This window comes from Noviherbaspirillum album, assembly GCF_035916955.1.
GTDB lineage: Bacteria > Pseudomonadota > Gammaproteobacteria > Burkholderiales > Burkholderiaceae_D > Noviherbaspirillum > Noviherbaspirillum album.
Genome location: NZ_JAWIIV010000021.1, coordinates 53,799 through 71,030, shown reverse-complemented (window position 1 = coordinate 71,030; position 17,232 = coordinate 53,799). Strand labels below are relative to the sequence as shown.

Here is a 17,232-nt window from a genome sequence, read left to right as displayed (position 1 = left end):
CATGGCTCTATTAGCTATATCAAAACCTGTGCTGGTACTTGCTGCTACACAGCAAGTATCTCGCAGCACTATATGCATTACTTCCGGAATTGGACAAGCGGATCGGCCCTTGGTTTAAAGCCAGTTTCTTTTAAAGCCTGTTCGACATTTCGCTACGTTGCGCGCTCGCATCAACCATACTGCATGCAGATTAACGTTGCCGAAGCGGAACGTTTTCAGCAACTTGGTGCAGGGTCCCAACGAATTCCCTGCCTTGCCCCTATATCTCCGTTCCATTGTCATGCTCATGTGATTCCCTTTGGTGACTATCACCTGAGCAGGCTTTCAGTGGGTCGTTACACGATTGAGCTGTCACGGCCAAATCGCCGTTGTCGAGCAACGAGTTGTGTCCGGAACCGATTCTTCCGAAGGTTTGCGACGTTCTGTGTGCGGAGGACAATTTAAGATCTCAGGAGGGCACGTTCCTGAGACGCTCGCCGAAAGCGATAGCGGACTATTGACCGCCTGCTTCCATTTCACAGGCGGTGTCTTCCATTCTTTCTTATGTTGCGCAAGGCATAAAGCCGCTATCGGTAAAAAGGCTCGACCTTGCCTTTTAGCTTGATCGTCATCGGATTGCCCTTGCGGTCACGCGCCTTGCCGGCCGCAACCTTGATCCAACCTTCGCTGATGCAATATTCCTCGACATTGGTGCGTTCCTTGTCATCGAGCCTAATGCCAACATCGTGCTTGAGGACAGCCTCATCGTAGTAAGGGCTGCGCGGATCGACCGAGAGACGGTCAGGAAATGGGGGGAGTTGTGTCATGTCGTTCATGGGTAGGAATTATCTACCATTCTCTTGCGCAAAACAATTTTCCAGCACTCGCCTGCTTTGCTGCACTGCTTTTCAATTTTCTGCCACCGCGTCGCAACGGGCGGATTGCGAAATCCAGCATTCCCCAATACCCGATGACCAAGTCCGCGAAGGCCCGCCCAGTTGCACGGCTGATGTTGATACCGACACCGTCGAGCGAGACCGCAGCCGCCAGGTCGCCCTTGCCATCAACCAATTGCGGGAGGCTGTTTTCGTAGTTGATTGGTCAGACTGTCCGGTTGTGGCCGCCAGAGGAAGAATGCTCGTTACGGCAAGCTTCTGTTCTGCGGGGCACAGCCGCCGCAGACAGTAGGGGCGCAAAGTGATATCGCCCTCGAGGAGAACAGGCGTCTCTACCTCCAACCGCGCATGCTGATAATTCCGCTAAAATGCTTGTCTTTGACCTTCCCAACACCATGAAACGAGAACTCCTGCTCATGGAAGCAATCCCCGGGAAGCCTTTGGAAGAGCCTGAACTCGGACCACACGGTCATCCGCCACCACCTGTCACTGTTGCAGGACAAGGGCTGGGTCGCTGAAGTGAAGAACGGTTTCTGGCGGCTGATGAACGCGGGACATGATTACCTTGAAGTCGCTCGGGTAGGCTTCCATGGCAATGACCTACGAAGCTTACATCGATGAATTGACCATGCTCATTACCGAGATGTACGACGTGAGCGAGGAAGCAGCGATCAAGCAGGTGATTCGCGCACAGGCAGCGGACGGCAGCGGCGCTGAAGCAGCCAAAGCCAACTCAACAACCACGGCAGCCGATACAAGCCCGGACCAACACGCGCAAAAAGTAACCGCAAACACAAGGATGCAGCAGAAAACCCCATGGACGACAGTTTGACGAAGGACGAATACGAAGCGCTGGCGCAGATCAGGAAGATGCGCATGGGAGAACGGCCAAGCGCTTGCGTTGCGCGAAATGCGAAGGCACTGATCGGCCTGAAATACATCACGCGCGGGAAAGATGGCGCGTTCATGCTGACTGAGAAGGGACAGCAGACATTGTTCGTCAAGCGTTGCATCGACGGCTTGCGCACGATGGCGGCCAGTGCCGTTACTACCGTTGCACCCGCGAAGCTGGAGAGCGATGTTGCCGCCTTCCTCAGCAAGAAGGGGTTGATCGCGCCACATACAGCAGGCGAAGGTTTCGAACTGACGGCACGCGGACGCGAATCGCTGGCGGATATCGAATCACGGGACAGCAAGCCATGAGCGAAGGGCCGAAAAGACCCATTTTCCGGTCCGGCTTATTCCTACTCTGATCCTGGGCCGACTCGTCATGATGCACGGCGATCAATCCCGTGCGCCAAAGCACTCATTCCAGTTGATTTTCGATCTGGAACGGATGCTACGACTTGAGTTGGATTGGCGAGGCGGTCAATTAACCCGAAATGTTTCTGCGCTGCGGCACATGAGCGAAATCGTGTAAATGGTCACATGCGAACGGGAATGGCCGGGTACGCCAGGAAACGGAAAACGCAATTCGAGCGGTCAACCGCTCAATTCGACCTACGGCGGAATTAGCTCACTCCTGAAAGCTGCCGTTCGCGTGTAATTAAGAAGGGCGCGAGACATCTCGTGGAGAACGGTAAATTATGAAGGCGTTTTCAAACGACCTGATCCCAACGCCATCATTCGCAGTTCAATACCAACATCCAATGCCAGTCAATGACTATGCTGTACTGAGCCATACTACTGGAGGAGGCTGCCAAGACTATCCATACTTCAGCCGCTCCGACAGGTACGCAATTACCCGATCCGCCGCTGCCTTCGTCGGCTCACCCTCATAGTCTCACAGCCCAACCGTCAGTACGCTATGGGGCGGCTCAGCATGCGGCGCTGCAGTTGAGCCAGGCAACTCGATTGCCTCAAAACCATCACCGAGCTCCCTTCGTAGCGTCTCAAACAGCACATCACTATCAAAGCGAATAACCTCTGCCGAGACACCTGGCACTTCATGCATGATCATGACCGCGGGTCCCATACCCTTGCGATAGACAGTACGCTCGCTTATTCATGGTGATACAAACGTATGCTTGCTGTTCAGGGCATACTGTCGCGCCGATCAATGCGTGCTGGCGCTGGGATATGCACGATCGCGGTCGGATATAACCGATATGTGCTCACTAACTTTCTCGATAAAGCGCTCATCGAATGGGTGCAGTTGCTGCGGCACGGAACGGGGTGCCCGCATCACGTTCAGCGCCATGTTTATCGTCAACCCCAGCACTAAATGTGCAGCCAAGCCTCGCGCATGCGCTTGCCAAGGATAATCTTTCTGCTTGCCTGACAACCCCATTAGCTGATTCAAGCCTTCATCTTGTATTAGGAATAAGCCTAAACCCAAGCCCATCCCATACAGGAAGTCCTGCCCTTGCGCAGTCACCGGAAGGCGCTCGCGCATGGCTGCGTACACAGTTGCAGGACCAATCCCTAGAGCGTAATGAATAGCTACCCCGGCCGGGTGCGTTTGTGCTGGTTGCAAGGACGTTCCCATAAGTCTGGCTGCCTTTTTGGCCGCCACATGTGCGGGATCGAGCCCTTGTGGACGCACCTGCTCGGTTCGGTGGCTTGCCTGCGGATCTTCATTTCTGAATAGGAACCAGTCGAGCCGGTCCATGGCCCACACACCGACTGCGCCCGCCATGGCACCCTTGAACATTGTGCCCAACATGCCGGCCTCACTACTGTAATGATCGTTCCTCTGCTGCATGAGAACCTCTCGGATATTGGTCGTCGGAATAATGTGTTTTTGCGAGACCTTTGCGCCGGCATCATGCGTATTTCGACTACTCCGCACCCCGCAAGGTTCTAATTTCGTATTGCTGGGCGCGGCGGTTCCGTGGGCTGGTTGGCAGGAGTTGGGCCGGAGCGGCGTGGCGCTCGCTGCAGCAGTATTGCTGCTGCGCCGACCGATGACGATGCTCCTGCTGCGGCCACTGCTGCCAGGAGTGCATTCGATGGCCGATGCCCTCCTTATGGGCTGGTTCGGGCCAGTTGCCGTGGCGGCGCTGTAATACGCGGCGATGATGGAGCACAAACTAAGCGAGCCCTTGATCTGGCATGTGGTCAGCTTGATCGCCTGTGCGTCGGTAGTGATGCATGGAATAACCGGTGCGCCGCTTATCCGGCTGTACGGCCGAACTGCCCCCAAACGGGATCAATGACAATAACTGTGTCTGGCATCTGCGGAGAATTAAATCTTGAATGTCCGCTAGAGCGCTTTCGGTTTGACCGGCCTAGGCGAGGCCGAGGTGGTTTGCCGGCGAAACAAGGCGTAGTGACGCGACATGGCGGGCTCGGCGCCCCCGGGCNCTAGAGCGCTTTCGGTTTGACCGGCCTAGGCGAGGCCGAGGTGGTTTGCCGGCGAAACAAGGCGTAGTGACGCGACATGGCGGGCTCGGCGCCCCCGGGCCATGGCAAGGAGGACTCGGCGTCCCCACACAACGCAGTGTCGCTGGCAAAGCAGCCGGGATCGTCAGGCAGGTCAAACCGAAGCGCTCTAATGGCCGAGGCACTAGCTTAGTTGCACGCCATCGGCAGCTATAGTCCACCTTTTGGACATTGGCTTCCAAGACTTGGATTGGCGCTATCGACCCTAAGCGGTCTCCACGAACTCCCGCAAGCGGCCGCTCATTCTACGACGTTGATTCTTTCCAAGTTTAACGACCTGGTCGTATTAACTGCATTACCTCACCCGCCCGGCATCATTCCGGCGTGCTCTGGCAAATGCGAATTGCTTAGCCTGATTGGTAGTTAATCAAACGTCGCCTACAGGTTCTTGGAGCATGCGAGACCGTAGGCGTGGAGTGATGAAATCCAAGAAGGCCCGGAGTTTCAAAGGCAGGGGCGCCTGACCAGCGTGTACGAGGCTGATTGGCCAAGTTTCCAGTTCGAATTCCTCAAGTACGATTTCAAGCGTTCCGCTTCGCACCGCTTCGGCAACCTGATAAGACAGAACATTGGCCAAGCCAAGCCCGCATATTGCCGCTGCAATTGCCGCTTCGGCCGTGTTGACGACCAGTCGTGTGCGAACGGGTACAGCTATTGGTGACTGTCCTGAGCTGAATGTCCAGGAGACCGCCGACGAGAGCCCTTCGAACGTGATGCATTGGTGCTGCATCACGTCGTTGGGGTGCCTGGGGATGCCATGGGTGGACAGATAAGTTGGGCTCGCGCAAACGACGCGTCGTATCGTGCCAACTCGGCTTGCAATCAGGGCACTGTCAGGTAGTACGCCAATCCGTACCGCGACGTCGACGCGCTCCTCCATCAAATGCACCACACGATCGGCCAGCGTCAAGCGGATGTTGATTTCGGGATAAAGCGAGAGAAATTCCGATATGAGCGGCACCACATACAAGCGCCCGAAAACGACGGGCGTCGTGACTACCAAGTCACCCTTGGGTGAGGCGTACTCGCCGGTGGCGGCGCGTTCCGCTTCGCCGATGTCTTCGAGGACGCGTCGGCATGCGGCCACATAGGACTGGCCTGCTTCCGTCAAGGACAGCTGCCGCGTCGTGCGATTGATCAGGCGTGTTTTCAGGTAGGTCTCGAGTTCGTTCACCTTGCGACTTACGGTCGCCAGAGGCATCTCTAGCCGGCGTGCCGCAGCCGAGAAACTGCCCGCATCAACTACGGCGCACAAGACGGACATGGAATCAAGTCGGTCCATATTGTTTTCATATTTTGGAAAGATGATTTCCAATATTGCAGGATTATCTTGAGAAATGGAAGGGCGTACAGTCGTGACTGTCAACAACGACACCTCTTTCTCAACTCTCAAGGAAAAAATCACCATGGCCCGAATCCCTACGCCTGCCAACATCGCTGCTGCTCCCGTCACCGCACAACCGTTGCTGGAGGCCGTCAACAAGCAACTTGGCGTTGTTCCCAACCTGTTTCGCTTGGTTTCTAACAGCCCGGCCGCCCTGGAAGGCTATCTCGGCTTGTCCGGTGCGCTGACGAAGGGCACGCTGCCAGCAGCGACCCGCGAGCGCATTGCACTTGCGGTAGCACAGGTCAACGGCTGCGACTACTGCCTGTCCGCGCACACTTATCTCGGCAAGAACCTCGCCAAGCTCGATGAGCAGGAAATGATCGCAAACCGCAGTGGCCGCTCGAACGAGCCGCAAGCCGACGCAGCCGTACGCTTTGCGGCAAAGGTTGCGCGTGAACGCGGCCATGTAGCGGAAAGCGACGTGCGCGACGTTCGTGCCGCCGGCTACGACGACGCCCAGGTCATCGAAATCGTGCAGCATGTCGCGCTCAACGTCTGGACCAACTACATCAACGTCGTTGCTGATACGGACATCGACTTCCCGGTCGTGAAGTCGGGCGATCTCTGATTCATCTAACCGCTGTCCTGCTGCGTTGTGCCTTGCAGCACGGCAGGAACTCATGAGGATAACCAACACAGGAGATGGAGTATGGAAACTTCACGTCCACCGCTGCCGCCCTTCGTTACTGCTGAAAGTGCTGCGCAGAAGGTTCGACTTGCCGAAGATGCGTGGAACAGCCGTGATCCGGAACGTGTGGCGCTTGCGTACACGCCCGACAGTCAATGGCGAAATCGCGATGTCTTCCTGAGCGGCCGCGATGAAATTTGCCAATTTCTCGCCTGGAAATGGTCGCGTGAACACGAATATCGTCTGATCAAGGAACTATGGGCCTTTACGGGTAACAGGATCGCTGTGCGTTTTGCCTATGATTGGCACGACGACGATGGACGCTGGTTTCGCAGCTATGGCAACGAGAACTGGGAGTTCGACCACAGCGGTTTGATGCGGCGGCGATACGCAAGCATCAACGACCTGGCACTCCTGGCATCCGATCGTCTGTTCCACTGGTCTCTTGGCCGTCGTCCGGACGATCATCCGTCACTGAGTGAGCTGGGACTGTGATGCCTCCCATGATTCATCCGCTCTGGCTTCGCATTACCCATTGGAGCAACGCACTGGCCGTAGCGATACTGACGGCCAGCGGCTGGCGCATCTATAACGCATCGCCGTTTTTCGACATCACCTTCCCGCCTGAAGTAACGCTGGGAGGATGGCTGGGAGGCGCCTTGCAATGGCATTTCGCCGCCATGTGGCTGCTGGGAACAAACGGATTGATTTACCTTACCGCCAATCTGGCCACCGGCCGCTTGCGTCGCCGCTTCTACCCGCTGCCGTTGGGCCATGTGTGGCGCGACATGCTGCAGGCATTCAGGGGCAAGCTGGCGCATAGCGACCCGGCTCATTACAACGCGGTGCAACGTGCGGCCTATCTCTTCGTCATTGCAGATACCGTACTGATCTTCCTTTCCGGCCTGGTGTTATGGAAATCGGTGCAGTTCCCCGTTCTACGCGAGCTAATGGGAGGGTATGAAACCGCACGACGGATCCATTTCGTCGGCATGACGGCGCTGGTCGGGTTCGTGGCAGTGCATATCGTGATGGCGGCGCTGGTGCCACGCACTTTGCGGGCGATGTTCCGCGGTCGCTAAGGAAAGCAGCATGTTTAGAACAAAAATCATCCAGCCCAACCCCGAAGGCGAGCAAATGCTCCGGGACGCGATGCGCAATATTGTCCAGCCTTCACGACGCGCCTTTTTGCAGCGCACGCTCACGCTGGGCGGAATGACGCTGCTGACCGGATGCACGCCCAATAGCGAACGAAGCATTGAAGCGGCGCTAACACAGATATCCAGGTGGAACGACCGCGTGCAAGGCATGCTGTTCGACCCGACCAGGCTGGCGCCGATCTATCCCGATTCCATGATCACGCGTCCGTTTCCCTTCAACGCCTACTATGGCGAGGATGAGGTACGCCAGATCAATGGCGACGACTGGCGACTGGAGCTGAGCGGCCTGATTGCCGACCGGGCACCCTGGCGGCTGGAGCAACTGCGCCAACTGCCGCAGGAAACCCAGGTCACGCGCCATATCTGCGTAGAAGGCTGGAGCGCCATCGGCAAATGGGGGGGCGTGCCGTTTGCCTCTTTTCTGCGCCGCATCGGCGCCGATCTTTCGGCCAAATATATCGGCTTTCTATGCGCTGATGACTATTACACCAGCATCGACATGGCAAGCGCGCTGCACCCGCAGACGCTCATGGCTCTTACCTATGATGACCGGGAGCTGCCGCCGCGCTACGGATTTCCCATGAAACTGCGCATACCCACCAAACTGGGCTACAAAAATCCCAAGCATGTCCATGCCATTTTCGTCACCAACACTTACCTCGGAGGCTATTGGGAAGACCGGGGTTACAACTGGTTCGGTGGCAGTTAACCTGCCCTGAAGTTTCAACCCTTCGTTTGATTTACTTGTTCACTTTAAGGAGAAGCACCATGAAGAAAATCACCGCAACCGTCCTGTCCGTCTGCCTGTCGCTGTCCGCCGCCGCCATGGCGCAGGATGCAATGAAAAAAGATGTGATGTCGAAAGACGGTATGAAGCAGGATGCCATGTCCAAGGATAGCGCGAAGCACGACGGCATGGCCAAGGACGGTATGAAGAAGGATCCTATGGCAAAGGATGGCATGAAGAAAGACGCCATGGCCCATGACGGCATGGCAAAGAATGATATGAAGAAGTAATCTTGAAAAACATCGGTCACTCAGGGCCAATGCGGCGGGTGACCGATGCGAGATTACAGGCACCTCCGAGCTGCTCGCAAGCCGCCGGTGAAGCAGCGTGGGGCATAGGCACTGTAAGCAACACGCGAGCAAGTCCTGTATGGCTAGATTGCATATTCGAAGTCAAGCATGTCCAAAGAAAATGCAAACAGCAATGCCTGGAGCTGCGGGACGAGTGAACAGGAACAAGATGGAAGAGATCTTTCTGTAGCGTTGTTGTGAAAATGGGGCGGTCGTGACCGACCGGTTTTGGCCAGCATGCGACCTATATAGGTATCTAGGGTCAGCGGCAGTTCGGCGCCGCAAACGAGACGTATGCATCACCGTACTGAAGCGCGGGACGCGACCCTAACCGGCCTGTCGGCGATTCAGAAAGCGGCTATTCAACGCTCTTTTGGAGGCGTGAGGGTCCAGTTCAACAGCGGTTAGATGTTGTTCTAGGTTATGCGCATGACGCAGCGCCCATGTGCTGGACTTGAGGCGACTTGCTCAATAATTCTAACGGCTTGCGCTAAGCCGTCTTCTTGTCGTATGGCCTGGCCAAGCTCATTGGCCTTGCTGCGCATGACAGAGTCGTCGGTTCTCAAAAAAGCCGCAGCCATCTTGTCCGCAGTTAGTGTCTTGCGGTCGAGCGCTTGTGGCCCGGCCCCAAGATGTGCAACTCGTCTGGCCCAGAAAGGCTGATCACCGAAGAATGGACAGATTATCGTTGGGAGTCCTGCCCGGAGTGAAGCGGCGGTCGTCCCCGCTCCACCATGGTGCAATGCCGCGCTGACGTGCTTAAAGAGCTGACCGTGGGGAGCGGCCCCAACGACATGCACATGGTTTGGCACGCTCGTCATCTCGAGTGCGCCGCCACCTATTGCAAGCAGGCCGCGCTTGCCCGCTCGATCCAAGCCGTTGACTATCTCTCGTGCGAATCTTTCAGGATCGATTCCGGGCATGCTTCCGAAACCAACGTAGATCGGTATGTCACCGTCTGCCAGGAACTTTGCAAGTCCAGGTGGCATGTGCCAGGACGCTTCGTCGTTCAAGAACCAGTAACCCGATACAAATACTCTCTCATTCCAATCATTCGGAACCGGCACTACGTGCCGACTGTAAGCGTAAAGTGTCGCATCAGGGCAGACACGTGTGATTCTTGTGAGTCCCAGCGACAGATGACCCCATTCCTTTAACACTTTGCTGAACAGGAAGTCGGCTCCCCGGATGGCCAGTTGATGGCTCACTTTATTGAGGGGGCCCAGCGAGGAGAAGGGCAGCATCGGTGTGGGAAACGCTGAGGTCGGCGTGAAGCCTGGCAGGGGCGAAGCAAGGACTGCCTTGATACTCAGGCGCTGAGCGATGTAGGGTGCAGCAATGGATTTCGGATGATAGACCAACAGGTCGGGGCGGAAAGTTTGAGCAGCGGCCCAATCTGTATCGAGAAGCCGCCGCATGAGCGGTCGTACGTGCTTCAATAGCTTGAAACCTGCGCTATAACCCTGCCCACTAGCAATAGCTGCCTTACCGTCTGGTGTATCGAGCAGAGTTAGGAACTCACCCGGCAATGGGAAGAAGGAAACACCGTTTTCGGTGACAAACCTGTCAAACTGAGCTGGGCCCGCAAGCTGCACCTCGTGTCCGTTTCGCGAGAGGCTTCGGGCCAAGGCCACGTATGGCTGGACGTCTCCCCGGGTACCAAGCGTGTGGATAGATATGCGCATATGCTTTTCGAATACTCGTCTCAACATTCGTAGGCGATTAAATGAACAGAGGATCGGCTGCCATTCCAGGAGACGCATCTACTTGTCGACGCAATGTTAGCGGAAAGCTGTCCTTGATTTCAGATCTGCCCATAGCAAATTTCCCGCATTCTTGTGCGCATCTTAAATGTATGCGTTCGTCAGGGCTTCGTTCCCGATTGTGGCAACATCTGGCGTAGGTATTTCACGCAAAAACCGGGAGCTATAGGTAGGTATTACGAATCACCAGATGTCTGCTCCCGGCCGATTGCTGTCAGCCCCCCTTCCTTTGTGAACGACAGCTTGAAGCGGCAAACCGGCCTTACTTGCGCTGTCGAGACTGTCCGTTGCTGCCGTCCCTGCTTACGGTGTCGAAACTGGTGAAGCCGAAGTTCTGGAATGGTTGTGGACAACCAACCATGCAAGGTGCTTGCGAAGAACCGTTATACGCAGCAAGGGAACCTAATCTGCGTTAAGAATCCAACCGGATACAAGCGGCTCCAATAACTTTTGCAGCTCCGGCTTTTGGAACTGCAACGACTGATTGCGGGGGAACAGCATGGATGAGTTCTTCTTGGTGCTCGTGGCGGGACTACTTCTTGCCCTGGCGCTCTATGCACAATTTGAAATAGGCCACTTTACCGCAGGAATGCTTCGCGCTGGTATCGCACGCACAATACTTGTCATAGTCGGCATAGGTTTTGGCCTGACGGCCGCGGCATCGATGGAAGGCACGTCATCGAAGGTACTGACGCTTCTGATTGGCTTCGGTGCGGTCCATGTGCCGGCAGCAGCCATTCTTTTTATCAAAAGGCAACGCGGCTCGCGCAAATCGTGAACATGATCTAACGATTCCGCCAATATGCGGGAAGTGCAACGACAGCAATGTCATCGCCTTATGCAATCACTCAGCCAGACTTCTCAACTTCCATTGAACGATATGAGCATCCATCTCGATATTTCGAGACATTTCAATAAAGCAGGATCGTCAGGTACTCAGCGCCCACCTTGCCGGGAACAAGAGATCCCGAATGTACCTGCCCCGCAGCCTGAGATCGCTCCTACGCGGACTCCCGGTCCCGAAACGCCCGGACGCCCACAAGACCCCGCTGTCCCGCCGGGCCCCGGCGAAGGTGGAACTAATCCGACTCCATCGCCATCGTCCCCACCAGCAGTACCGCCTCCTATTCCCGAACACGTCTGACAGAGGAATAAGTACCTGGCGATCTACCTTGTCGCCGCATGTCCAATGATTGGAGGGATGTCGAACGGGTGGCTTTTACATCTATCAGCAATCCGTGTGGTCTACCCGCGACCCTGGCATGCAATAACATGCCGGAGTCGAGACGGCATTTCGAGCGGCTTTACCTGTTCGACGTCCCCGGCTGCTCTGCATTCCCTCGCTCGCGCGGAACACTCGCGCCGGTCACCGGAGCGGCATAAATTCCTCCAGACACCCCCGCATCGCCGCCGGATGGCCCGGAGGTGCTCACGCCTTGTTGAGCCTCGTTTTGCGTTGGCCGCTCCAGCGCGAGGAAATAGTTTTCCGTCGTTGCGCGTTGCGCCGGTGCGTTGATATCCGGCCACTTGGTCCGCTCGAACCCCTTGGCCATATCCAGACGATCGCGATTATGCTTCAACACCAGCGGGCCGCCACGTTCCTTTGGACGTCAATGCCGCGCCTGCCGATTTCATTCGCGAAGCTGCCTTGATAGGACTGCACCAGCAAGACATCAGTCAAGCACGCTGACATCGTAGATCTTCAAACCCGTCTCATTGCGCACCAGTCGCCAGGGCGGTCATCCGTTCAAAATCGACATGAGGCAGTACGCGCTCCCGTACCAGCGCCAGGATGCGCTGCAGATTGCCTCGCTATTGCCTTATCATTGCGTGCAATGTCGTTACCTCCTGGCTGCCCCCCGAATAAGATCATCCGCGGCTTCCAAGGACGATTGCGCATACGCCGTGCCTGCCAAGCCTGGAAGAACGGCAAACCTAAATGAAAGTAGGCGGCAAGCAGCCCCGTTAAGGATTTACGGAACGCTGGAATTACTCGGTCGAGCAAAAATGCTGTACGAGCGGGCCCAGCACCTGCTCTTATGCGTATTGGCAGTTCTCGGCAGGCGCCGTCTCTTCATGTTCGACGGCCATCACGCTTTGCGATCGCATCGGCAGGCGTAAAGGGCGGCATTTCCGAAAAACCAGCGGCGTGCCGGTACACTTCGCCGTATTCCGCGGCGGGAGAGTGACTTTCATCGTACTCGGCACTCTGCTCGATTTCGGTCCGGGATAGGTTGACGCCCACCCGTTTTTCCTCCCAGCTTACGCAGGCGATGCGCTTCGGCGAGATAAGGACGTGCTTCCCCGGCCACCAGTTGCGCGTATCGATCACCATATGGGAAATCGACCAATCGCGATCGTCGAACAGAAAGTCGTCGACATGTCCAATCTCGTCATCGGAGGCCTTGATGTGATAACCAACCACTTCGTCCTTGCTGCGCAGGTGTGGATCGCCGTTGGCTGAACCGGCGTCCGCATTCACACCAGGTCCGCCAGACTGGGCGGACTTGAGCAACGCAGGGTCCACCAGCATGGACGATGCGGTGTACCCTCCAAAGCCGGCGCCTGCCCAGTAGTAGGGATAGCTGTAGTAGTCCGACAGCGCAGCCTCCTGCTGACGCGAAACCGGCTTTTCTAAATCGATACTCGGACTGTCTTCGACCTGCTTTCGGCTCAGGCTTACCATGACTTCTTCGCGTTCCCAGTCGATGCCGAGAATCGATACCGGAGAAACGAGCACGCGGCGACCGGTCAGCCAGCCGCCAGTATCTACTTCCAGATAACGTATGGTCCAATGATGATCATCGAAATAGATATCCTTGACTTTGCCGATCAACCCCTCCGAGGTCATGATTGGAAAGCCATCGATTGCTTTCAGACTATGTAGCATGAAAGTTCCTCCTTCCTTGCGTTGCTGATAGGCGATAGGGATAGATAAGACTTCAACCTTCATCGAGGCCATCACAGGTACCGCATCGTGAGGGCAAAATACCAGCAATATTGGCCTTGTCGACCAGTTTTTTGCCATAACTACAGGACCTTGAAAAACCCTGGGAGTTCATGTCTGCACCTTTGACGACCAGCGCGACAATGGGCACATTTATCAGAAGAACCGCATCGGCATCCTGGTCCTGAAGATAATAGTTCAGATAACGCGGTGCATTCCTCGCGGTGGATTCCTCGCCGTGCATTCCTATTTATCGCTGCGTTGCAAGACAGCAGAATTTTTGCACTGCAGGTATGTAGTCCTTGCACAGTGATTGAAATATCTGCCAGCAGATGCGCTCAGCGACCACTCGATTCTTTCTATTCAAATAGGTTAGAAGCGTACCGGCATGACTCTTGCGCCGATTCTTCGCAATGGGCTAAACCCAATTCATTCATCGAAGTATTCTTAGAAAGGAATTTTCATCATGGCACAACGCTTCATAGTTTCCAAACTTTTTGGAATTGGCGCAATCAGTTTCATGCTTGCAGCTGCACCGGTACACGCACAATCAACACAGTCATCGGGCAGCCGTGCTAGCCAGAGTACTGCTGCCAACAGTGCAGATGCGCGCAACGAAACGACAGCGAATACCAGCGGTGCGTCGGAACAGCGCAACTCGACCACAATGAATAGCAGCGGCGCTTCCGAAAATCGCGCAGGAAATCTGGCCAGCGAAGATCAGGAGATGATGCAAGACATTGCGCATGCCAATCTTGCGGAGATTGAAGTCGGCAAGCTTGCATTGGAAAAATCCCAGAACGAACAGGTGCGCAAGTTTGCGCAGCGTCTCATCGACGACCATACTGCGGCCATGAAGGAGCTGCAGAAGCTGGCGCAGTCAAAGAATGCCGAACTGCCAACGGAAACCGATATCCAGCACAAGGCAATTGCCACGGCCTTGCAGGCTCTCTCAGGCGAAACATTCGACAATCAGTTCATTCAGCGCGTCGGCGTAGGCGATCACCAGCGTACCCACGAATTGCTTCAGAAGACACAGAAAAGCGCCAAAGACAAGGATCTCCGGGCTTATGCACAGAAGACCATGAAGGTCGTCGGTCAACATCTTGCTACCGCCAAGAAAATGGAAATCAAAAAGTAACTGTGCTCACGCCAGTCGCGAAAATCTTGGTCTGGCCAGCCTTGCCTGGTGGGCCTGATTTTTAGACGACTGGCATTGAGTACCGGCAAATACGTTTTCATTGCAGAAAGCCGCCTATAGTGCTGCGTCTACAATGGTAGGCGTCTTCTGAAACACAGGAAACATGGCTCGCCGACGGACTCCATTTCCTTACAAAAGCGCGAGAATGATCTTCGAGGCGCAAACCTGCAGCAAGCAGGCAGATATGAGGGAAGCTGATCTGTCAGGTGCCGAGATCAATCCTGCCAAGCTTAATGGCGCCAATTCCTTGCGGTCCGACTTCCGGTCTGCCAACCTTCAATGCGCGAGCTTGCGGTCAGCCGACCTGCCAGGTGCAGACTTTACCAACGCCAACCTCACTAATGCAGATTTGAGCAACGCCAACATCAACCAGACCCTGTTTGCCGGCGCCATCACAGCCGGCTGCAAGGGATGCCCGCAGCAACGCTAGAATGCCTTCAATCGGAACAGAGCGACAGGGACATGAGACAAGGCTGAGCTGATACTGCCGTTACCGGTTGACATTGCCCCTGGTGGTTTGTCAAAAGCTTCGCGACAAAATTTCGCTATATGGCATACCTTATACCAATCCCAAGTCATTCCATGAATTGGGATTGGTATAAAGTGCCGAATTCCTCGACGGGGAATGAACTTTAATTTTGGTGATTTTCTAACGAGTTCCGGCGATCCGCCGCTGGAGATAAGTCTCCTGAGTAATCGCTTTTCAACTCTCTTCTTTCGCTTTGTCTGAATGCACGTATCTGGAGGCGTCTATGCGCAAGTTATTGACCGCGCTTTTACTACCAATATCGGTTGCCGGCCACGCAGTAGCGCAAAATGCAACGCTCGGAGCAAAGACGGCATCCGAGCCAACTGAGGTCGATGCAAAAGCTACCGGCCCACAAGACAGCATCGGCACATCCGGGACATCGCCGACGAAGAGTTTGATGCAGCGACGTAATGAAGACTCATCCGGTTCATCTGGCACCACGAGCAACAACTCCGGAAACATTGCGCCCGGAAGCTTTAGGGCTGGGCATGCTACTGATGTTCATAAAAATCCGGACGGCAGGTCCGATTCTGGCACGGTAATTATGCCAGGTGAACAAAAGCAGTAACGGCATAGAAGCCCGATAGATACCATGTCACGCGATAACCCCAGTTCCCCAGATGGGCAACCTGCTTTCAACTCCTAATTTAAAGGAGTCAGCATGGCCAGCGAGCAGTTCCAGTCTTGTATCGAAGCATGCTATGCATGCGCAGCAACCTGTGACAATTGTGCCGCATCCTGTTTGCAGGAGGAGGATGTAAAAATGATGGCACGGTGTATTGCCTTGGACATCGATTGCGCGCAAATCTGCCGGCTTGCAGCAGCTTATATGGCGCGCGGCAGTGAAATGTCAACTTCGCTTTGCCAGCTTTGTGCCGAGGTGTGCGAAGCCTGCGGCAATGAATGCGCCAAACATCAGATGGGCCATTGCCAGGCGTGTGCACAAGCGTGCCTTCGTTGCGCAGAAGAGTGCCGTCGCATGTCGACAGCTGCTTGAGAAAGATAGGGACTTCTCCTGGCGCCTACCGGATATGGTACGCTGGCCTTTAGTGATGGATACCCTGGACGCAAGCGCCCTGTTTACGATCTGTGTATCGCGCCATTCTCTGCAATCGAGCTTGCGCGTGGGGTGATCAAGTTTCCAGCTAGCGGGAATGGGATGTCCCGTCCGCACGTGTGCTACGACCACGTTGCAACACATGACAGGCCGTTACGATAATTATCACTGTCATCTTTGCCAATAAGAAAAGAGGAGACAATATTGGAAGTTCTGCGTACGCCCGACGAGCGTTTTCACAATCTGCCTGATTACCCCTTTGCCGCACGCTTTCTTGACGATCTCAGGAATTATGAGGGATTGAGAGTTCATTACATCGATGAAGGGCGGCAAGACGACAATAGTGCGCAAAAGACCTTCCTATGCCTGCATGGGCAGCCGACCTGGAGCTATCTCTACCGGAAGATGATCCCGGTCTTCACCGCTGCTGGCCATCGTTGCATTGCTCCTGACCTGATCGGCTTTGGGAAAAGCGACAAACCCATCGACGACCAGCGCTACACGTTCGATTTCCATCGCGGCATGCTTCTGCGCTTTATCGAGCGCCTGGAACTGAAGAATATCGTCCTGGTGGTGCAAGACTGGGGCGGCCTGCTCGGTCTGACGCTACCAATGGACATGCCTGAACGGTTCACCGGGCTGCTGGTCATGAACACCAGTTTTGCGACGGGCGATACACCGCTGGGCAAGGGTTTTCTTGACTGGCGAGCCTGGAACAATGCAAATCCCGACATGGCCGTTGGCAAGCTGATGGCTCGGAGTAATCCTCATCTGTCCCCTGAAGAAACCGCTGCTTATGATGCGCCCTTCCCTGGGATCGATTACAAGGCTGGCGTGCGTCGTTTTCCCAATCTGGTTCCAGACAATCCGGATGCCGAAGGCGCGGCCTTGTCCCGGCGCGCGCGCGATTGGTGGAGACAGCAATGGAATGGGGAAACATTCATGGCCATCGGAATGAAGGACCCAGTACTCGGTCCACCGGTGATGGCTGAGGTACGCCGGCATATCCGTAACTGTCCACCCCCTTACGAAGTCGCAGAGGGCGGACATTTCGTGCAGGAACACGGGGAGGAAATTGCCCGGCAAGCACTTAGACATCTATGAATTTTCATATTACGCCGCAAAAACTGGTACCGCGGCTGCCCGGCAAGGGAACGAGTAATACCAATCCCAGGTCATTCTATGACATGGGATTGGTATAAGCGGGCCAGCCAGCCGGGCTAG

Annotated in this window: 21 protein-coding genes; 13 read left to right on the top strand and 8 right to left on the bottom strand. The window is 55.4% G+C overall.

All coding sequences use genetic code 11. The annotated features are described in order from the left end of the window. Positions 1-566: 566 nt before the first annotated feature. On the bottom strand, positions 567-815 hold the full coding sequence (locus RY831_RS21565; RefSeq protein WP_326508439.1) for a DUF3297 family protein: 249 nt from the start codon (positions 813-815) through the stop codon (positions 567-569). A 649-nt stretch (positions 816-1,464) separates the two neighbouring features. On the opposite strand from RY831_RS21565, the gene RY831_RS21560 reads away from it, so the two are divergent. Together RY831_RS21560 and RY831_RS21555 are read left to right on the top strand one after the other, a co-directional pair. Beyond that, complete coding sequence (locus tag RY831_RS21560) at positions 1,465-1,707, top strand: hypothetical protein (RefSeq protein WP_326508438.1); 243 nt, start codon at positions 1,465-1,467, stop codon at positions 1,705-1,707. Continuing rightward, on the top strand, positions 1,692-2,078 hold the full coding sequence (locus RY831_RS21555; RefSeq protein WP_326508437.1) for a hypothetical protein: 387 nt from the start codon (positions 1,692-1,694) through the stop codon (positions 2,076-2,078). Before RY831_RS21560 ends, RY831_RS21555 begins: the two co-directional genes overlap by 16 nt. Positions 2,079-2,658: 580 nt before the next feature. Here the strand turns inward: RY831_RS21555 and RY831_RS21550 are convergent. From RY831_RS21550 to RY831_RS21540, 3 genes are all read right to left on the bottom strand, one after another. After that, complete coding sequence (locus RY831_RS21550) at positions 2,659-2,835, bottom strand: hypothetical protein (RefSeq protein WP_326508436.1); 177 nt, start codon at positions 2,833-2,835, stop codon at positions 2,659-2,661. A gap of 96 nt (positions 2,836-2,931) precedes the next feature. Further along, positions 2,932-3,579: a hypothetical protein gene (locus tag RY831_RS21545; protein WP_326508435.1), complete on the bottom strand. Its 648-nt coding sequence runs from the start codon at positions 3,577-3,579 to the stop codon at positions 2,932-2,934. A 1,047-nt stretch (positions 3,580-4,626) separates the two neighbouring features. Beyond that, positions 4,627-5,541 carry a LysR family transcriptional regulator gene (locus RY831_RS21540; protein ID WP_326508471.1) on the bottom strand — a complete coding sequence of 305 codons (915 nt, stop codon included), beginning with the start codon at positions 5,539-5,541 and terminating at the stop codon, positions 4,627-4,629. A gap of 124 nt (positions 5,542-5,665) precedes the next feature. On the opposite strand from RY831_RS21540, the gene RY831_RS21535 reads away from it, so the two are divergent. The 5 genes from RY831_RS21535 (at position 5,666) to RY831_RS21515 (ending at position 8,451) form a co-directional block, all read left to right on the top strand. Then, positions 5,666-6,214, top strand: coding sequence for a carboxymuconolactone decarboxylase family protein (locus RY831_RS21535; RefSeq protein WP_326508434.1), 549 nt, complete (start codon positions 5,666-5,668; stop codon positions 6,212-6,214). A gap of 81 nt (positions 6,215-6,295) precedes the next feature. Continuing rightward, positions 6,296-6,769, top strand: a complete 474-nt coding sequence (locus tag RY831_RS21530) for a nuclear transport factor 2 family protein (protein ID WP_326508433.1) — start codon at positions 6,296-6,298, stop codon at positions 6,767-6,769. Positions 6,770-6,777: 8 nt separating this feature from the next. Next, the gene (locus tag RY831_RS21525; RefSeq protein ID WP_326508432.1) at positions 6,778-7,356 is read left to right on the top strand and encodes a cytochrome b/b6 domain-containing protein; all 579 of its coding nucleotides are present in this window, start codon (positions 6,778-6,780) and stop codon (positions 7,354-7,356) included. A gap of 55 nt (positions 7,357-7,411) precedes the next feature. Next, complete coding sequence (locus RY831_RS21520; protein WP_437126309.1) at positions 7,412-8,143, top strand: molybdopterin-dependent oxidoreductase; 732 nt, start codon at positions 7,412-7,414, stop codon at positions 8,141-8,143. Between the two features lie 59 nt (positions 8,144-8,202). Next, on the top strand, positions 8,203-8,451 hold the full coding sequence (locus tag RY831_RS21515) for a pentapeptide MXKDX repeat protein (RefSeq protein WP_326508430.1): 249 nt from the start codon (positions 8,203-8,205) through the stop codon (positions 8,449-8,451). 476 nt (positions 8,452-8,927) lie between these two features. Here RY831_RS21515 and RY831_RS21510 read toward each other — a convergent pair whose 3' ends face one another. Further along, a complete protein-coding gene (locus tag RY831_RS21510) occupies positions 8,928-10,196 on the bottom strand; it encodes a glycosyltransferase (protein WP_326508470.1) in 1,269 nt (422 codons plus the stop codon). Between the two features lie 577 nt (positions 10,197-10,773). Between RY831_RS21510 and RY831_RS21505 the strand changes: the two genes are divergently transcribed. After that, positions 10,774-11,052, top strand: coding sequence for a hypothetical protein (locus tag RY831_RS21505; RefSeq protein WP_326508429.1), 279 nt, complete (start codon positions 10,774-10,776; stop codon positions 11,050-11,052). Between the two features lie 526 nt (positions 11,053-11,578). Here RY831_RS21505 and RY831_RS21500 read toward each other — a convergent pair. The 3 genes from RY831_RS21500 to RY831_RS21490 all read right to left on the bottom strand — a co-directional run bounded on the left by RY831_RS21500 (position 11,579) and on the right by RY831_RS21490 (position 13,465). Next, positions 11,579-11,857, bottom strand: a complete 279-nt coding sequence (locus tag RY831_RS21500) for a hypothetical protein (RefSeq protein ID WP_326508428.1) — start codon at positions 11,855-11,857, stop codon at positions 11,579-11,581. A gap of 491 nt (positions 11,858-12,348) precedes the next feature. Continuing rightward, on the bottom strand, positions 12,349-13,227 hold the full coding sequence (locus RY831_RS21495) for a PRC-barrel domain-containing protein (RefSeq protein WP_326508427.1): 879 nt from the start codon (positions 13,225-13,227) through the stop codon (positions 12,349-12,351). Beyond that, a complete protein-coding gene (locus RY831_RS21490) occupies positions 13,217-13,465 on the bottom strand; it encodes a hypothetical protein (RefSeq protein ID WP_326508426.1) in 249 nt (82 codons plus the stop codon). The genes RY831_RS21495 and RY831_RS21490 overlap by 11 nt, the downstream gene beginning before the upstream one ends. A 222-nt stretch (positions 13,466-13,687) precedes the next feature. On the opposite strand from RY831_RS21490, the gene RY831_RS21485 reads away from it, so the two are divergent. The 5 genes from RY831_RS21485 to RY831_RS21465 all read left to right on the top strand — a co-directional run bounded on the left by RY831_RS21485 (position 13,688) and on the right by RY831_RS21465 (position 17,112). After that, positions 13,688-14,362, top strand: coding sequence for a DUF4142 domain-containing protein (locus RY831_RS21485; RefSeq protein ID WP_326508425.1), 675 nt, complete (start codon positions 13,688-13,690; stop codon positions 14,360-14,362). A gap of 205 nt (positions 14,363-14,567) precedes the next feature. After that, a complete protein-coding gene (locus RY831_RS21480) occupies positions 14,568-14,852 on the top strand; it encodes a pentapeptide repeat-containing protein (protein ID WP_326508424.1) in 285 nt (94 codons plus the stop codon). Between the two features lie 322 nt (positions 14,853-15,174). Further along, the gene (locus RY831_RS21475) at positions 15,175-15,519 is read left to right on the top strand and encodes a hypothetical protein (protein ID WP_326508423.1); all 345 of its coding nucleotides are present in this window, start codon (positions 15,175-15,177) and stop codon (positions 15,517-15,519) included. 93 nt (positions 15,520-15,612) lie between these two features. Continuing rightward, on the top strand, positions 15,613-15,948 hold the full coding sequence (locus RY831_RS21470) for a four-helix bundle copper-binding protein (protein WP_326508422.1): 336 nt from the start codon (positions 15,613-15,615) through the stop codon (positions 15,946-15,948). Positions 15,949-16,212: 264 nt separating this feature from the next. After that, a complete protein-coding gene (locus tag RY831_RS21465; protein ID WP_326508421.1) occupies positions 16,213-17,112 on the top strand; it encodes a haloalkane dehalogenase in 900 nt (299 codons plus the stop codon). Positions 17,113-17,232: the final 120 nt, after the last annotated feature.

Bases quoted from the DNA above. Each gene is read 5' to 3' on its own strand.
- RY831_RS21505 (WP_326508429.1), top strand. From the start codon at position 10,774: ATGGATGAGTTCTTCTTGGTGCTCGTGGCGGGACTACTTCTTGCCCTG.
- RY831_RS21510 (WP_326508470.1), bottom strand. From the start codon at position 10,196: ATGCGCATATCTATCCACACGCTTGGTACCCGGGGAGACGTCCAGCCA.
- RY831_RS21525 (WP_326508432.1), top strand. From the start codon at position 6,778: ATGATTCATCCGCTCTGGCTTCGCATTACCCATTGGAGCAACGCACTG.
- RY831_RS21480 (WP_326508424.1), top strand. From the start codon at position 14,568: ATGATCTTCGAGGCGCAAACCTGCAGCAAGCAGGCAGATATGAGGGAA.
- RY831_RS21470 (WP_326508422.1), top strand. From the start codon at position 15,613: ATGGCCAGCGAGCAGTTCCAGTCTTGTATCGAAGCATGCTATGCATGC.
- RY831_RS21515 (WP_326508430.1), top strand. From the start codon at position 8,203: ATGAAGAAAATCACCGCAACCGTCCTGTCCGTCTGCCTGTCGCTGTCC.
- RY831_RS21490 (WP_326508426.1), bottom strand. From the start codon at position 13,465: ATGCACGGCGAGGAATCCACCGCGAGGAATGCACCGCGTTATCTGAAC.
- RY831_RS21560 (WP_326508438.1), top strand. From the start codon at position 1,465: ATGGCAATGACCTACGAAGCTTACATCGATGAATTGACCATGCTCATT.
- RY831_RS21550 (WP_326508436.1), bottom strand. From the start codon at position 2,835: ATGATCATGCATGAAGTGCCAGGTGTCTCGGCAGAGGTTATTCGCTTT.
- RY831_RS21545 (WP_326508435.1), bottom strand. From the start codon at position 3,579: ATGCAGCAGAGGAACGATCATTACAGTAGTGAGGCCGGCATGTTGGGC.
- RY831_RS21485 (WP_326508425.1), top strand. From the start codon at position 13,688: ATGGCACAACGCTTCATAGTTTCCAAACTTTTTGGAATTGGCGCAATC.
- RY831_RS21530 (WP_326508433.1), top strand. From the start codon at position 6,296: ATGGAAACTTCACGTCCACCGCTGCCGCCCTTCGTTACTGCTGAAAGT.
- RY831_RS21535 (WP_326508434.1), top strand. From the start codon at position 5,666: ATGGCCCGAATCCCTACGCCTGCCAACATCGCTGCTGCTCCCGTCACC.
- RY831_RS21540 (WP_326508471.1), bottom strand. From the start codon at position 5,541: ATGGACCGACTTGATTCCATGTCCGTCTTGTGCGCCGTAGTTGATGCG.
- RY831_RS21520 (WP_437126309.1), top strand. From the start codon at position 7,412: ATGCTCCGGGACGCGATGCGCAATATTGTCCAGCCTTCACGACGCGCC.
- RY831_RS21475 (WP_326508423.1), top strand. From the start codon at position 15,175: ATGCGCAAGTTATTGACCGCGCTTTTACTACCAATATCGGTTGCCGGC.
- RY831_RS21565 (WP_326508439.1), bottom strand. From the start codon at position 815: ATGAACGACATGACACAACTCCCCCCATTTCCTGACCGTCTCTCGGTC.
- RY831_RS21555 (WP_326508437.1), top strand. From the start codon at position 1,692: ATGGACGACAGTTTGACGAAGGACGAATACGAAGCGCTGGCGCAGATC.
- RY831_RS21495 (WP_326508427.1), bottom strand. From the start codon at position 13,227: ATGAAGGTTGAAGTCTTATCTATCCCTATCGCCTATCAGCAACGCAAG.